Annotated in this window: 9 protein-coding genes and 1 other RNA gene; 3 read left to right on the top strand and 7 right to left on the bottom strand. The window is 60.5% G+C overall.

Annotated features, from left to right (window positions below; all coding sequences use genetic code 11):
- Window positions 1-161: 161 nt before the first annotated feature.
- From K0P33_RS23790 to K0P33_RS23820, 7 genes are all read right to left on the bottom strand, one after another.
- Entirely contained in the window at window positions 162-2,123 is a 1,962-nt protein-coding gene (locus K0P33_RS23790; protein WP_242151837.1) for an AAA family ATPase, read from the bottom strand.
- Window positions 2,124-2,345: 222 nt separating this feature from the next.
- Window positions 2,346-2,442, bottom strand: an RNA gene (gene ffs, locus K0P33_RS23795) — signal recognition particle sRNA small type.
- Between the two features lie 145 nt (window positions 2,443-2,587).
- Window positions 2,588-3,754 (bottom strand): putative zinc-binding metallopeptidase, encoded by a 1,167-nt coding sequence (locus K0P33_RS23800; RefSeq protein ID WP_242151840.1) that lies wholly within the window; start codon window positions 3,752-3,754, stop codon window positions 2,588-2,590.
- A gap of 133 nt (window positions 3,755-3,887) precedes the next feature.
- Window positions 3,888-6,254 carry an NAD-dependent DNA ligase LigA gene (ligA, locus tag K0P33_RS23805; protein WP_242151844.1) on the bottom strand — a complete coding sequence of 789 codons (2,367 nt, stop codon included), beginning with the start codon at window positions 6,252-6,254 and terminating at the stop codon, window positions 3,888-3,890.
- Window positions 6,255-6,341: 87 nt separating this feature from the next.
- Complete coding sequence (gene zipA / locus K0P33_RS23810) at window positions 6,342-7,205, bottom strand: cell division protein ZipA (protein WP_242151847.1); 864 nt, start codon at window positions 7,203-7,205, stop codon at window positions 6,342-6,344.
- A gap of 306 nt (window positions 7,206-7,511) precedes the next feature.
- Window positions 7,512-11,000 carry a chromosome segregation protein SMC gene (gene smc, locus K0P33_RS23815; RefSeq protein ID WP_242151850.1) on the bottom strand — a complete coding sequence of 1,163 codons (3,489 nt, stop codon included), beginning with the start codon at window positions 10,998-11,000 and terminating at the stop codon, window positions 7,512-7,514.
- Between the two features lie 2 nt (window positions 11,001-11,002).
- Window positions 11,003-11,662 carry a GntR family transcriptional regulator gene (locus K0P33_RS23820; RefSeq protein WP_094949582.1) on the bottom strand — a complete coding sequence of 220 codons (660 nt, stop codon included), beginning with the start codon at window positions 11,660-11,662 and terminating at the stop codon, window positions 11,003-11,005.
- Window positions 11,663-11,942: 280 nt separating this feature from the next.
- On the opposite strand from K0P33_RS23820, the gene xdhA reads away from it, so the two are divergent.
- From xdhA to xdhC, 3 genes are all read left to right on the top strand, one after another.
- Entirely contained in the window at window positions 11,943-13,391 is a 1,449-nt protein-coding gene (gene xdhA / locus K0P33_RS23825; protein WP_094949581.1) for a xanthine dehydrogenase small subunit, read from the top strand.
- On the top strand, window positions 13,384-15,813 hold the full coding sequence (xdhB, locus tag K0P33_RS23830; RefSeq protein ID WP_242151856.1) for a xanthine dehydrogenase molybdopterin binding subunit: 2,430 nt from the start codon (window positions 13,384-13,386) through the stop codon (window positions 15,811-15,813). The genes xdhA and xdhB overlap by 8 nt, the downstream gene beginning before the upstream one ends.
- A 62-nt stretch (window positions 15,814-15,875) precedes the next feature.
- Complete coding sequence (xdhC, locus tag K0P33_RS23835; RefSeq protein WP_242151858.1) at window positions 15,876-16,715, top strand: xanthine dehydrogenase accessory protein XdhC; 840 nt, start codon at window positions 15,876-15,878, stop codon at window positions 16,713-16,715.
- Window positions 16,716-16,717: the final 2 nt, after the last annotated feature.

The following is a 16,717-nucleotide window of genomic DNA, read 5'->3' on the forward strand; positions in this document are numbered from 1 at the left end:
AAGGAAAGTGAGTGCCATCACTTCTTTACTACTCCAGCATCACAGTCATTTTTAAAAAATACGCATGACTGACGCTAGCAGGTGGCTCGGCGTTGTCCAGCAATGAGATTGAACGTTGTGAAAAGCGCCAAGGTTTCCACAACGTATTGGCTTTGTAGGACTCAAAAACCAAGGGTTTCGCGGTACTGCTGTTGGCTTTGGTACTCAATCCACTCAACCACATCGTAAGGAAGATAAAGCTGCTGCTTGGCACGAGAAATGGCGATGTACACCGCACAGATCCGCTCGTCCAGCGCATAAGCATTCTTGAATTTCACGTTGGTGAGCAGTTCGGTGGTCAGCAGAACCTGGTCAAACTCCATCCCCCCGGCCTCCTCTGCCAGCATCAGCAAGCAGCTCTGGCCGGGCGGGCCAATCATCCTGTTCAATTGGGTCAGATCGGCTACTTTGAAGCCGCTTTCCAACTTGGCTTCAACCCACAGAAACGACTCATCGAATTGGTTGGCCTCACGCACCTGTTTCCAGTCTGGCAGGTCGCTGAAGTAGGCGTGCACGCCCTGGGTGCTCTGGCCTGGGCTGTAGAAGTCCGACTTGAACAACTCGATGGCGGTGGTCATGAAATAGACCAGATCCCGATGCGCCCGTGGCTGCGCAAAACTGAACGCACACTGGGCATCGTGCAGTTGCAGGGCCCACTTCATCATGTCCCATTTGGACGCAGTCAGGACCACACAACCGAGTGGTGGCACGAAGCCTATCGGGTAAAACTCAATCCCGACGTCAGCGTCACGGGCCCCTTCGAAGGGCACCTTGATATTTTGCGAGTGCCGGTAAATCAACGGATTGACCAGTTGCTCGACATTGCGGCCTGAGCGCACGGAATAGCTGATATTACTTTGTCGAACATCACGCGTTCGGTTGGGCAGGCCCCCACGCGTTTGCTGATACTGATCGCCAAGGGTGATCAGCACTTGGCGGCCACCCTCGATGATGTGCAACAGCGACTCGGGAACATCCTGGCTCTCGTCAATCAGTACGTGCGTATAACGAGGGGGCACCACATAACCCGCCAAACTTGCGCGCTTTATCATCAGCAACGCTTCAAACCCCGTCTGGCTGGCCCACAGCGGGTTCGCTTCAAGGTAGCGCCACACTCGGCTCGCATACTCAAGCAGCACCCTGATATCGACGCCAGTCAGAGGCAGTTTGAAAAACGGTAGGTGGCGTTCCGACAGGCTGTAATCCCGGGAGCGGCAATAGCACTCGAGCACCTTGAGGCAAACCTCCAAGGCGGCGGGTGCATCGAGGTGACGAAACCCCAGGATAGTCAGTTCCTGCGCCAGCGCTTCCCTGCTCGGCCCCCTCAACGGCGCCTTCGCCGGTTGTGGCCTTGGACCGTACAACAGGGTTCTCGCAAAGCCTTCGAACGTCTGGCCCGCTCGCTTCTCAGACGGCGTCACCATGCGCCGGCGCAGCGTTTCCAACTTTTCCTCTGTACGCGCCAGCAGCAGTGTCTTGGCCGGCTGTAGATGTTCCATCAAGGCAACCAGCACATGGCTCTTGCCGATCCCTGCATAGCCTTGCACATGCAGGTTCTCGTCCAGGTTGGCACGAAAGGTTCTGACCAGTTTGTCTTGCTCGGCGCTCAACCAGCGCTCGCGATGCCTGGGCGTGACCATTTGCTGACTGAACGGGTTGTTTCCCTGAAGGTGTCGCAGCTTGTACTGCGCGTCCCACTTGCCATCAGGCAACAGATACTCCTGCGCCAGGACTTCGTCCGACAGCAGAAAACGCAGCTTCAACTTCTTGACCACTTCCAGGCCGAAGTACACCTTGCGCGGGTCGAACAGACGCCGTGCTTCTGACTGTAAACCTTCACCCCCGGCCTTGCGGTTGTCGACAGCCCAGCCAATCAGTTTGGCCAGCACCTTCTCGGCAGCCTGCGCGGTAAGCTCTGTTTCAGCCACTTGCGCCAGGTTCTGGATGACCAGCAGCGCTGCCAACTCGGGGTCGGTCAGGGTGACGAGGGCTTTTGCATCAGCGGCTTCCAGCACCCCCTTGGCGGTTTCAACAGTGATGGGCAGGAAAACGGGGCTGGCTAAATCAAAATGTTCAGGGTGCATACATCCTCGAAAGCCAGTGAAGACGGGGCCACGCTTCATTCATTTAGAGATTTTCATCTGACGCATACGTCGTTTCAGAGACCGAACCCGAAGTATGCCACCCTTCAGCGCAGGTGATCGTTCTTGAGCGCACAGCACAAATCGATTCGCAGGCAGTGAATGCCGGCAAAAACTATAAGAAATGGAATAGGGGGATCTGCAAGGAGAGCGTTATGGAGGCAACCCCACCAGCCACACCCCGGCACACAATGTTCCCGCTGTGGCTGCTGCCTTCCGGCTCTGACCAGGTTCACGGGTAATCGTTGCGGGGGGACCGATGGGGTCACCATAACGACGCTAGCCTCTCGGCAAGCCGCGCCATTGTACCGATCTGATCGGAAGTTACAACCGTTGATGCCGGATTAAAATATGAAGGGGCTCAAGCACTTGCCATAGCCTTGAATGTCACCCCTCCCACATTTTGATCACTGGGCCTGTAATACCTCATCCGCCCTGCCGCCCTCTTCCTGGATCACCAAGTGAATGAAGTGCAGCTTGGCAATCACCGCCGGCGGCAACACAAAGGGATAGAAATCCGGCTGGCCCATGCTGCGCGACAGCTCGTTGAGCATGCCGGCCAGTTCGATCCACGCATTGACGAATGACAGGAACGCCGCGCCACCGGGGTGTTCGGGATCGTAAAGGGTGCTGAGGGGAAACGGCTGGTAATCCAGGTCCATCTCGCGGGCGCTCATGCCAAAGCCCAGGGCGGTGTCGACGGCGTCCATCATGTGCAGGTAGTGGGCCCAGGTTTCGGCCCAGTCTTCCCACGGGTGCATGGTGGCGTAGGCGCTGACACAGGTTTGCTGCCAATCCGGGCGCGGGCCGTTCTGGTAGTGGCGCTCGAGCGCCTCGGCATAACTGGCGCATTCGTCGCCGAACAGGTTGCGAAAGGGCTCAAGCCAATGGCTATTGGCAATTAGCCGGTCCCAGTAGTAATGCCCAACTTCATGCCGAAAATGCCCCAGCAAGGTGCGGTAGGGTTCGCGCATTTGCACACGGATTTTTTCGCGGTGGGCGTCATCGGCTTCCTTGATGTCGAGGGTGATCAAGCCGTTGGCATGCCCAGTGGTGGGCGCGTTGCCCTCAAGGTCAATGCCGACGAAGTCGAAGGCCAGGCCAGTGTCTTCGTCAACGCTTTTGGGCACCACTTGCAGGCCCAGGCTGATCAGTTGCGCCACCAGCCGGCGCTTGGCGGTTTCGACTTTGCGCCAGCGATCGGGGTTTTCCGGGACGGACAGGTCGGGGATGGTGCGATTGAGGCTGCAGGCCACGCACAGCGGTGCGGTGCTATGGGCCGGAATCAGCCAATTGCAGGCTGCCGGGGTGTCGAGGTTGGCACAGCGACGGAAGGCGCCGGCAGCAAGGTTGTCGTCCGCCAGCCAGGTGTCGGCGACCGGGCCAGGTTGCAGGGACGATAATCGGCTCTGTTGTGGCTGGTAGCCCAGCAGCGCCTGGCAGGCCAGGCACTGGCTGTTGCGAAAGAACAGGGCTTGGCCGCAACGGCATTGCCACACCTTGCTGTTGCGCGAAGACTCGGCCATGAACGGTGCGGCGATGCGCGAACTGAGTTGCTCGAAGTAGCGGAACATGGCGATCTCTCCCTGGGTGACCAAGACTAGATCATATTCCGCCCGCAATCGTTCAACGTGTGATGGGGCTGCTGCACAGCCCAACGCGGGGCAAGCCCGCTCGCCACACTAAGCTCTCTGCCCACGCGCGCCGTCAGACGGTGATGTTGTGCTGGGCCAGGAACGCGACGAACGCTTCTTCGTCGAGGACCTTGAGCCCCAACTCGGTGGCCTTCGCCAGTTTAGAACCCGCGCCCGGCCCGGCCACCACGCAATGGGTTTTCGCCGACACCGAACCCGCCACCTTGGCGCCCAGGCTTTCGAGCTTGTCCTTGGCCACATCGCGGCTCATCAGTTCCAGGGAGCCGGTCAGCACCCAGGTATGCCCGGCTTCCGGCAAGCCTTCGACGACCCTCTTCTCGCTCTGCCAGTGCATGCCGAAGTCCTTAAGCTGCTGCTCGATGGCCAGGGCGTGGTTGGCGTTGTCGGGGTTATCGAAGAAATCGCGCACCGCCTTGGCCTGCTTCTCAGGCAGCGCCTGGCGCATGTCCAGCCAGTCGGCCTTGATCACGCCTTCCAAGGAACCGAACTTGTCCGCGAGTTTCTGCGCGGCACCCGGCCCGACGCTGGGCACGTGCAGCTTGTCGAGCAGGCCGCCCAAGGTGGTGCTGGCAGCGAACTCGGCGCTCAGGTCGCCCTGATCCTGCAATTGCAGCGCGCATTCATCCGGCGACAACAGCGCGCCAATCACCTCTTGGTTATGGCTGTCTTCGAAGAAGCTGTGAATCTCGTGTGCCACTTCCAAACCCACGTCCGGCAAGTACGTCAGCACTTCAGGCAAGGCCTTCTGCACGCGGTCCAGGGACGCCAGGGAGCGTGCCAGCACCTTGGCGGTCTCCTCGCCCACGTCCGGAATGCCCAGGGCGTAGATAAAGCGCGCCAGGGTCGGGGTCTTGCTGTTTTCGATGGCGGTGATCAGCTTCTTGCTGGAAATGTCGGCGAAGCCTTCCAGGTCGATGATCTGCTCGTACTTGAGCGTGTAGAGATCCGCCGGCGAGCCGATGAGTTTTTCATCCACCAACTGCTCAATGGTCTTGTCGCCCAAGCCGTCGATGTCCATGGCACGGCGCGAGACGAAGTGAATAATCGCCTGCTTGAGTTGCGCACCACAAGCCAGACGCCCGACGCAGCGGTACACCGCGCCTTCGCTGACGGTTTCCTTGCCTTTGCTGCGCTTGACCAGTTGCGTGCGCTCCACATGGGAACCGCACACCGGGCAGCGCTCGGGGATCTGCACCGCGCGAGCGTCTTCTGGGCGGCGCTCGGTGACCACCGACACCACCTGCGGGATCACATCACCGGCGCGGCGGATGATCACCGTGTCGCCGATCATCAGGCCCAGGCGCGCGACTTCGTCCATGTTGTGCAAGGTGGCGTTAGACACCGTCACACCGGCGACCTTGACCGGTTTGAGGCGCGCCACCGGCGTTACGGCGCCGGTACGGCCGACCTGGAATTCCACGTCGAGCAGTTCGGTCAGCTCTTCCATGGCCGGGAATTTATGCGCAATGGCCCAGCGCGGTTCGCGGGCGCGAAAGCCCAGTTCACGCTGGGAGGCAATGCTGTTGACCTTGAATACCACGCCGTCGATTTCATAACCCAGGCTATTACGCCGTTCGCCGATATCGCGGTAGTAGTCCAGGCATTCCTGAATGCCCTTGGCCAGCTTCAACTCGTGGCTGATCGGCATGCCCCACTGCTGCAACTGCTTCAAGTTGCCGATATGGGTATCGCTGATATCCGCCGTTACCTGGCCAATGCCATAGCAGCAGAATTCCAGCGGGCGGCTGGCGGTAATCTTCGAATCCAACTGGCGCAAGCTGCCGGCGGCGGCGTTACGTGGGTTGGCAAAGGTCTTGCCGCCGACTTCCAGCTGCGAGGCGTTCAGCCGCTCGAAACCGGCCTTGGACATGAACACTTCGCCGCGCACTTCCAGGGTCGCAGGCCAGCCCGTGCCGTGCAGCTTCAGCGGGATATTGCGCACCGTGCGCACGTTGACGCTGATGTCCTCACCGGTGGTGCCGTCGCCACGCGTGGCGCCACGCACCAGTTCGCCGTCTTGATACAACAGGCTGACCGCCAGGCCATCCAGCTTGGGCTCGCAGCTGTACTCCACCACCGCGCCACCGCCAAACAGATCGCCCACCGGCAGGTCGAGCCCTTCGGTCACCCGGCGATCAAATTCGAGCAGGGTGGTTTCATCAAACGCGTTGCCCAGGCTGAGCATCGGAATTTCGTGCTTCACCTGAGTGAACGCCGACAGCGCCGCACTGCCAACCCGCTGCGTCGGTGAATCACGCGTTACCAACTCCGGGTGCTCGGCTTCGAGGGCTTTGAGCTCATGGAACAGCCTGTCGTACTCGGCGTCCGGAATGCTCGGCTCGTCGAGGACGTGGTAACGGTAGTTGTGCTGATCCAGTTCAGCGCGCAATTGGAGGATGCGGGTATGGGCGGCGGTCATGGGTGTTCTCTCAGAAAGCAAAAGAGCAGCCGAAGCTGCTCAATATGTTAATGCGCTTATTCTACTGACAACGCTGAAGACCAAGCCTCAGCGTTTTTGTGTCAGGGCGCGACGTTCGAACTCAACGATGCGCTGACGGTAGTGTTCGATGGTCTGGGCAGTCAGGACGCTGCGTTGGTCGTCCTTGAGCTCGCCGTTCAATTCCTGCGACAGCTTGCGGGCCGCGGCCACCATCACGTCGAACGCTTGTTTCGGGTGACGCGGGCCTGGCAGGCCGAGGAAGAAGCTCACGGCCGGGGTGCTGAACAGGTCGATATCGTCCAGATCGAAGGTGCCCGGCTTGACCGCGTTGGCCATGGAGAACAGCACTTCACCGTTACCGGCCATGCTTTCGTGGCGGTGGAAAATATCCATCTCGCCAAACCGCAGGCCGCTTTCCAGGATGTTCTGCAACAGAGCCGGGCCTTTGAAACCGGCGGCGTCGCGGCAGATCACACTGATCACCAAGACTTCTTCGGCGGCCGGCTGATCGTTGACCGATTGGCGCGGCGCGCTCTTAGTCGGGGTTTCATCGGGAAAGTCGTCATCACGGCTGCTGAAGCTCGGGCCGTCATCGACGCCCAGGTTCAGGTCGCCTTGATGCGGCTCGGCCACCGCAGCGCTACCGCGCTTGCCACGTTTGGACGAGGGTTCACGGGCTTCACGCACCGGCGCGCTCATCGACGGCAAGTCGTGTTCGTCCAGTTGCGGCTCTTTATGGGTATCCAGCACACGAGGCGGCCCCAGCAACTCGGCGCTGCCGTCATCGTCGGGCAGGTTGGACAGGTTGCGGTCCAGACGGAATTTGAGCTTGCCCTTGCCACCGCGCATGCGGCGCCAGCCATCAAAAAGAATACCGGCAATGACAATAATGCCGATGACGATCAGCCACTCGCGCAGACCGATTTCCATGTAATCCCGTGCCTCTATAAAAAAATGCTGAAAAATAAGGGGTTTAGCACCGTGCAAACCGCTTTAAAACGTGGCGCCAACTCTATGTTCTGACTGACGTTTTGCCCACGTATACGAGGAATTGACAATAAACTAGCACGACCTAAGATAACTTTACACAGTTGGCGCGAAATGTGTGGATCTGCCATCTTTTCGACAACATAGGCAATCTCCTACAGCAGGTGCCAACTGTGAGCTACGAGCCCTAAGCTACAAGCCTCAAGCTCAAAGCCAACTCACTTGCAGCTTTGCGCTCACAACCTGCTGCTAGGCGTCTACCATCGCCATCGCTTCTTCGACATCCACCGCCACCAAACGCGAACAACCCGGTTCGTGCATCGTGACACCCATCAGCTGATCAGCCATTTCCATGGCGATCTTGTTGTGGGTGATATAGATGAACTGCACCTTCTGGGACATCTCTTTAACCAACCGAGCGTAGCGTCCAACGTTAGCGTCATCCAGCGGGGCGTCAACTTCGTCAAGCATGCAAAACGGTGCGGGGTTCAACTTGAAGATCGCAAATACCAGGGCCAATGCCGTCAGTGCCTTCTCGCCGCCGGACAGCAAATGGATGGTGCTGTTCTTCTTACCTGGAGGCCGCGCCATGATCGTTACCCCTGTATCGAGTAGATCTTCGCCTGTCAGTTCCAAGTAAGCGCTGCCACCACCAAAAACTTTCGGGAATAACGCCTGTAAACCGCCATTAATCTGATCAAAGGTATCTTTGAATCGATTACGGGTTTCCTTGTCGATCTTGCGGATCACGTTTTCCAGGGTGTCCAGGGCTTCCACCAAGTCGGCGTTCTGGGCATCCAGATAACGTTTACGCTCGGACTGCTGCTGGTACTCATCGATGGCGGCGAGGTTGATCGCGCCGAGCCGTTGGATACGTGCAGCAATGCGCTCAAGTTCTTCTTCGGCGTCTTTCTCGTTGGCCTGGGCGGTCAGCGTATTGAGCACGCCGTGCAGGTCATAGCCGTCTTCCAGCAACTGGTCTTGCAGGGTCTTGCGGCGCACGGTCAGGGCTTGCCATTCCATGCGCTGTTGTTCGAGCTGGCCGCGAATCAACTGGGATTGTTGTTCGGCCTGGGTCCGGCGTTTTTCTGCATCACGCAGTTCACGGTCGGCATCTTCCAGGGCGATCTGCGCGGTCTTAAGTTCTTCGTCGACGGTCATGCGCTTGTCGAGCAACTCTTCGAGCTTGAGCCGCAACTCTTCCAGCGGCGCTTCGCCCTCCTCCAGGTTGAGGCTCAGTTGCTCGCGCTTTTCGGTGAGGCGCTCGGACTGCATCTCCAAGCGCTCAAGGGCTTGGCGCGTGGACGTGTGCTGAGCTTGCAGCGAGCCGAGGCGCACTGCCAGTTGGTGGGCATGGTCCTTGTGCTGGCGGGCTTCCTGGCGCACGCGGTCGAGGCGTTCGCGCAGGCTGTCGCGCTGGGCCAGCAGCAGTTCGCGCTGCTCGGTGTCGAGCGCCATGCTGTCGAGCGCTTCCTGCAATTGCAGGCGCGCTTCGCCGATTTGTTCGTGTTCCAGAGCGCGCTGCTCGCCCATCTCCGCCACTTCTTCGTCGAGGCGGGTGCGGCGCAGGGACAGTTGCTCGACCTTGGCCTTGCTCGCCGACAGCTGGGCTTTGAGTTCGCCTTGCTGGCGCGCTTCGTCCTGCAACAGACGGCGCAGGTGTTCGCGGCCGGTCTCTTGCTGGCGCTGGGTGGCACGCAGGGTTTGCAGTTCGGTTTCCAGGCTTTCCAGGGTCGCTTCGCGTTCTTCACGCTCGGCAATCAGGCTGACGATTTCCTGGCCACGCGCCAATACGCCGCTTTCCGCTTCGCTGGCACGGCGCACGCGCAAAAAGTGCCGGCCAACCCAGTAGCCATCTCGGCTGATCAGGCTTTCGCCGGCCGCCAGCTGACCGCGTTGAGCCAGGGCCTGCTCCAGGGAATCCACCGGTTTGACGTGGCCCAACCACGGCGACAGATCAATCGCCGCGTCAACTTTATCGAGCAAACTGCCCGGCACCCGAGTGCCATCGGCCGCCGGGCTGAGCAAACGCAGATCGCCCTGAGTAAAGCCGGCCAGGTCAAAGCCGCCAAAATCATCGACCAGCACGGCTTGCAGGTCGGCGCCTAACACGGTTTCCACCGCCAGCTCCCAACCGGCCTCAACCTTCAAGCCTTCGGCCAGGCGTGGGCGCTCGGCCAGATGTTGGTCGCGCAGCCACTCAGCCGTGCCGGTGCCCGGGTCCAACGCGGCTTGCTGCAAGGCTTCAAGGGACGCCAAGCGCCCGTTCAACCGCTGCAAATCGCCCTGGGCCTGCTGCTGCCCCTGGCTCGCCTGTTGCAGTTGCTGACGCAATTGCTCCAGGCGCTCCACTTGCTGTTCTTCACTGGCTTCGAGCTCTTCCAGGGTCATTTCGCTTTCAGCCAGTTGCTCGATCAGCTGCATGATCGCTGCGTCTTCCGGGTCGGCGGCGAGCAATACGCGCTCTTCCTGCAAACGGCGCTGACGTTCAGCCAGGCGTTCCATGCTGGTTTCCAACTGCTGGATGCGCGACTGCTGCACCTCAGCCTGACGGCGTGGCTCGGCGGATTGCAGGTTGAAAGCGTCCCACTGCTCCTGCCAGCCGTGCATGGTGGTTTCGGATTCTTCCAGGGCGGCGGCGGCTTCTTCGGCGGCGGCGTTGGTGACTTCCTGCTCGGGGGTGAGCATATCCAGCTCTTCGCCGAGGGTCAGCAGCAAGGTGCGGTCGTGGCCCAGGTGCGACTCGGTCTCCAGGCGCGCGCGTTCGGCCTCCTTCAAATCATCCTGCAACTGGCGCAGGCGCTGCTGGCCGTGCTGGATGCTCTGCTCGACCCGGGCAATATCGCCGCCCACCGAATAGAAGCGCCCCTGCACCAAGTTGAAGCGCTCGGACAAGTCATGATGGCCGTCACGCAGGCGCTCAATGCTGGCGTCGGCATTGCGCTGTTCGGCCACCAGCGCTTCAAAGCTGATTTCCTGGGTGCCGATGATCGCTTCGCGCTGGCCGACCTGATCATTCAGCGCCTGCCAACGCAGGGCCGAGAGTTGCGCCTTGAGCTGGCGTTCTTCGCCTTTGTATTCCTGATACTTCTCGGCGGCCTGGGCCTGGCGGTGCAGGCGTTCAAGTTGACGCTCCAGCTCTTCGCGCAGGTCGGTCAGGCGGGCAAGGTTTTCGTGGGTGCGGCGGATACGGTTTTCGGTCTCGCGGCGGCGCTCCTTGTACTTGGAGATGCCGGCGGCTTCTTCGATAAAGTTACGCAGGTCTTCGGGCTTGGCTTCGATCAGCTTGGAGATCATGCCCTGCTCGATGATCGAGTAGCTGCGCGGGCCTAACCCTGTGCCAAGGAAGATATCGGTGATGTCGCGACGGCGGCACTTGGTGCCATTGAGGAAATAACTGTTTTGGCTGTCACGCGTCACTTTGCGGCGAATGGAAATTTCCGCGTAGGCCGCGTACTCGCCGACCAGCGTGCCGTCGGAGTTGTCGAACACCAGCTCGATACTGGCCTGGCTCACGGGCTTGCGGCTGGTGGAGCCGTTGAAGATGACGTCGGTCATCGACTCGCCGCGCAGGTTTTTTGCCGAGCTCTCGCCCATCACCCAGCGTACGGCGTCGATGATGTTCGACTTGCCGCAGCCATTGGGCCCCACCACTGCCGCCATGTTACTGGGGAAGTTCACCGTGGTGGGGTCGACGAAGGATTTGAACCCCGCCAGTTTGATGCACTTGAGCCGCACGCTTAGGCGTCCGCCAACGCAGCAATCACCAGCGAGCAACTGCGCTGGCCATAGGCCGACAGTACCTGGCGAATCTGCACCAAGTCACGCGCCAGCACGGCGGCGAGCAGCTGCGCGAATAGCGCCAGGTACTCGCTCATCTCGGCCTTGCGTTGATCCAGCGCCAGGTAATAGGCACGGTTCATCGCCGGCTGCAGGTTCTCGACGGTTTCCTGCAAATACGGGTTATTCGCGAAAGGGTAAGCGGCGCGCATCACGTTGAAGCTTTCTTCGACGAAGGCGCGGATGTCCTGGCGTTCGAAACTGGCGATCAAGCGCTGCTGGATCTGCAGGAACGGCGCCATGTCGGCCTGGGTCTGCCAGCCGTCGGCAACGGCGTTACCGAGCAGGATGTACAACTCGCCCATCAACGTGCACAGGCTCTGCACCTTGTGCGCGGTCAGCTCGGTCACATGGGCGCCACGGCGCGGCAGAATCGCGATCAGGTGGCGGCGTTCGAGGATCAATAAGGCTTCACGCACGGAACCACGGCTGACATTCAATGCCAGCGTGACTTTCTGTTCCTGGATCCGTTCCCCAGGCTTGAGATCGCCGCGAATGATACGTTCGGCGAGGTGGTGAGCAATTTGCTCGGCGAGACTGTCCGGCGCCTTGAACGTCATGTTTTCCCTTCAGAATCTTCTATCTATACAAGCGCGGCAGTGTAGCGCATTGGCTGGCTGATGGCGCTACGCCCACCAGGGCGAATTTGGCATGAAATAAGCAACGCTGAAAACCCACACACCGCCAAAAACGCCGGTTCCAGAAGACTGAACCATAATTGAAAGTGTTGTGATCGCAATTTCTTGACCTTCCGGTCAGAAAATCATTGACCGAAAAGTCAGACATGACTAGATTCGGCGCAAAGCGGTTAACAACAATAATGAGTCTGCGAGGCCTTCCGTGATCCAGTTTTTACTTAACCAGGAACTCCGTAGTGAGCACGCCCTGGACCCCAACCTGACCGTGCTCAACTATTTGCGTGAGCACCTGGGCAAATCCGGTACCAAGGAAGGCTGCGCCAGCGGCGACTGCGGCGCGTGCACCGTGGTGGTCGGTGAGTTGCACACTGACGCGCAAGGCGCGGAGCAGATTCGTTACCGCAGCCTCAACTCGTGCCTGACGTTTGTGTCGTCGTTGCACGGCAAACAATTGATCAGCGTCGAAGACCTCAAGCATCAAGGCCAACTGCACAGCGTGCAACAGGCCATGGTCGAGTGCCACGGCTCGCAATGCGGTTTTTGCACCCCAGGTTTCGTGATGTCGCTGTTCGCCCTGCAAAAGAACAGCGACGCGCCCGACAGCCAAAAAGCCCACGAAGCCCTCGCCGGCAACCTGTGCCGCTGCACCGGCTACCGCCCGATCCTCGCCGCCGCCGAACAGGCTTGCTGCAACAAACCGGTGGACCAGTTCGACAGCCGCCAGGCCGACACCATCGCGCGCCTCAAAGCCATCGCGCCGACGCAAACCGGCGAACTCAATAGCGGCGACAAGCGCTGCCTGGTGCCACTGACCGTCGCCGACCTGGCCGACCTCTACGACGCCTACCCGCAAGCCCGGCTGCTGGCCGGCGGCACCGACCTGGCGCTGGAAGTCACGCAGTTCCACCGCACGCTGCCGGTGATGATCTACGTCGGCAATATCGACGAGATGAAGCGCATCGAAAACTTCGACGACCGCCTGGAAATCGGCGCCGCCACTGTGCTGTCCGACTGCTACAGCGCGCTGCACCACGAATACCCGGACTTCGGCGACTTGCTGCACCGCTTCGCCTCCCTGCAAATCCGCAATCAGGGCACCTTGGGTGGCAACATCGGCAACGCCTCGCCGATTGGTGATTCGCCGCCACTGTTGATCGCGCTCGGCGCACAGATCGTGCTGTGCAAGGGCAATGTGCGCCGTACCTTGGCGCTGGAAGACTACTTCATCGATTACCGCGTCACGGCACGCCAGGACAGCGAGTTCATCGAGAAAATCATCGTGCCCAAGGGCCATTCGCTGTTCCGCGCCTACAAGGTTTCCAAGCGCCTGGACGATGACATTTCCGCCGTGTGCGCGGCCTTCAACCTGAAGATCGAGAACGGCGTGATCAACGAGGCACGCGTCGCCTTCGGGGGCATGGCCGCCACGCCCAAACGCGCGAAAAGCTGCGAAGCAGTATTGGTCGGCGCCACCTGGAACGCCGCCACCGTGGAAAAAGCCTGCGCCGCCCTCGCCGAGGATTTCACCCCGCTGTCAGACTTCCGCGCCAGCAAGGAATACCGCCTGCTCAGCGCACAGAACCTGCTGCGCAAATACTTCATCGAACTGCAAACGCCGCACATCGAGACTCGGGTGACCGCTTATGTCTAACCATCACGCCGTCGTTAAAACCCAGGCCGAACTGGCCGAGCTGTTTGCCCAGGACCTGACCTCCGGAGTCGGGCGCAGCGTCAAGCATGACAGCGCCGCCAAGCACGTCAGCGGTGAGGCGCAGTACATCGATGACCGCCTGGAATTCCCCAATCAGTTGCACCTGTATGCGCGCATGTCCGACCGTGCCCACGCCCGGATCATCAGCATCGACACCGCGCCCTGCTACGCCTTTGATGGCGTGCGCGTCGCTATCACCCATGAAGACCTGCCGGGCCTGAAAGACATCGGCCCGTTGATGCCAGGCGACCCGTTGTTGGCTATCGACACCGTGCAGTTTGTCGGCCAAGTGGTGCTGGCCGTGGCCGCCCGCGACCTCGAAACCGCGCGCAAAGCCGCCATGGCTGCGGTGATCGAATACGAAGACCTGGAGCCGGTGCTGGACGTGGTCGAGGCCTTGCGTAACAAGCACTTTGTGCTCGACAGCCACACCCACCAACGCGGTGATTCGGTGGGCGCGCTGGCGACGGCAAAAAACCGTATCCAGGGCACGCTGCACATCGGCGGCCAGGAACACTTCTACCTGGAAACCCAGATCTCGTCGGTGATGCCCACTGAAGACGGCGGCATGATCGTCTACTGCTCCACGCAAAACCCCACCGAAGTGCAGAAGCTGGTGGCCGAAGTGCTCGACGTGTCGATGAACAAAATCGTGGTCGACATGCGCCGCATGGGCGGTGGTTTCGGCGGCAAGGAAACCCAGGCCGCAAGCCCCGCGTGCCTGTGCGCGGTGGTCGCGCGCCTCACCGGCCAGCCGACCAAAATGCGCCTGCCGCGCGTCGAAGACATGCTGATGACCGGTAAGCGTCACCCCTTCTATATCGAATACGACGTGGGCTTCGACGACAGCGGCCGCCTGCACGGCATTAACTTGGAACTGGCGGGTAACTGCGGCTGCTCGCCCGACCTGTCGAACTCGATTGTCGACCGCGCGATGTTCCACGCCGACAACGCTTATTACCTCGGTGACGCCACGGTCAACGGCCATCGCTGCAAGACCAACACCGCGTCCAACACCGCCTATCGCGGCTTCGGCGGCCCGCAAGGCATGGTCGCCATCGAAGAAGTCATGGACGCCATCGCCCGCCACCTGGCGCTGGACCCGTTGGCGGTGCGCAAGGCCAACTACTACGGCAAGACCGAGCGCAACGTCACCCACTACCACCAAACCGTCGAGCACAACATGCTCGAGGAAATGACCGCCGAGCTTGAGGCCAGCAGCCAATACGCCGAGCGCCGCGAAGCGATCCGCCTGTACAACGCCCATAGCCCGATCCTGAAAAAAGGCCTGGCGCTGACGCCGGTGAAGTTCGGTATTTCGTTTACCGCCAGCTTCCTGAACCAGGCCGGCGCGCTGATCCACATCTACACCGACGGCAGCATCCACCTGAACCACGGCGGCACCGAGATGGGCCAGGGCTTGAACACCAAGGTTGCGCAGGTGGTGGCCGAAGTGTTCCAAGTCGAAATCGACCGCGTACAGATCACCGCCACCAACACCGACAAGGTGCCCAACACCTCGCCGACGGCGGCTTCCAGCGGTGCCGACCTGAACGGCAAGGCTGCGCAGAACGCCGCCGAAACCATCAAGCACCGCTTGGTGGAATTTGCCGCGCGCAAATACGACGTGAGCGAAGCGGACGTGGAATTCCACAACGGCCATGTGCGCGTGCGCGATCAGATTCTGACCTTTGAAAGCTTGATCCAGCAGGCGTATTTCGCCCAGGTCTCATTGTCGAGCACCGGCTTCTACAAGACCCCGAAAATCTTCTACGACCGCAGTCAGGCGCGCGGGCGGCCGTTCTACTACTTCGCGTTCGGCGCGGCCTGTTGCGAAGTGATCGTCGACACCCTCACCGGTGAATACAAGATGCTGCGCACCGACATCCTCCATGACGTAGGCGCCTCGCTGAACCCGGCCATCGACATCGGCCAGGTCGAAGGCGGCTTTATCCAGGGCATGGGCTGGCTGACCATGGAGGAGCTGGTGTGGAACAACAAAGGCAAGCTGATGACCAACGGCCCGGCCAGTTACAAGATCCCGGCCGTGGCTGACATGCCGCTGGATTTGCGCGTGAAGCTGGTGGAAAACCGCAAGAACCCGGAAGACACGGTGTTCCACTCCAAGGCCGTGGGCGAGCCGCCGTTTATGCTCGGGATTGCCTCGTGGTGCGCGATCAAGGATGCCGTGGCGAGTTTGGGTGAGTATCGCCATCAGCCCAAGATTGATGCGCCGGCGACACCGGAAAGGGTGTTGTGGGGGTGTGAGCAGATGCGGCAGTTGACCGCTGCGAAGGCGGTCGATCGTTCCCACGCTCTGCGTGGGAATGCCGCCATGGACGCTCTGCGTCCGCTCTTGTGACGCAGAGCGTCACGGTATGCATTCCCACGCGGAGCGCGGGAACGATCTGACTGGAGGTGACTATGAACAACTGGATCAGCGCCCTCGCCGACCTGCAGAACAGGGGTGAACCCTGCGTGCTGGTGACCATCATCGAAGAGCTCGGCTCCACCCCGCGCAATGCCGGCTCGAAGATGGTGATCAGCGCCGCGCAGACCTTCGACACCATCGGTGGCGGGCACCTGGAATACAAGGCGATGCAGATTGCCCGCGACATGCTCGTGCGCGGCCAGCAGAACACCCACCTGGAGCGCTTCAGCCTCGGCGCAAGCCTGGGCCAGTGCTGTGGCGGTGTGACCGTGCTGCTGTTCGAACCCATGGGCCAGGTGCAGGCGCAGATTGCGGTGTTCGGCGCCGGCCATGTCGGCCGTGCGCTGGTACCGCTGTTGGCGAGCCTGCCGTGCCGGGTACGCTGGATCGATTCCCGAGACCTCGAGTTTCCGCAACATATCCCCCAGGGCGTGCGTAAAATCGTCAGCGAAGAGCCGGTCGATGAAATTGCCGACTTGCCCGTGGGCAGTTACTGCATCGTCATGACCCACAATCATGCGCTGGACCTGGACCTCACCGCCGCCCTGCTCAAACGCAATGACTTTGCCTACTTCGGCTTGATCGGTTCCAAGACCAAACGGGTCAAGTTCGAACACCGCTTGCGTGATCGCGGCTTCGACGCCGCACAACTGCAACGCATGCGCTGCCCGATGGGACTCACCGAGGTGAAGGGCAAATTACCGGTGGAGATCGCCATCTCCATCGCCGGCGAAATCATCGCCACCTATAACGCGAACTTCGGCCAGCACACCGCGAGCGCCGAACCCATTGCCAAACTGCTGCCGGCCTCGCGCCGCAGCCAAGCTATCTAAAC

Source organism: Pseudomonas sp. ArH3a, assembly GCF_022648765.1.
Taxonomy (GTDB): domain Bacteria; phylum Pseudomonadota; class Gammaproteobacteria; order Pseudomonadales; family Pseudomonadaceae; genus Aquipseudomonas.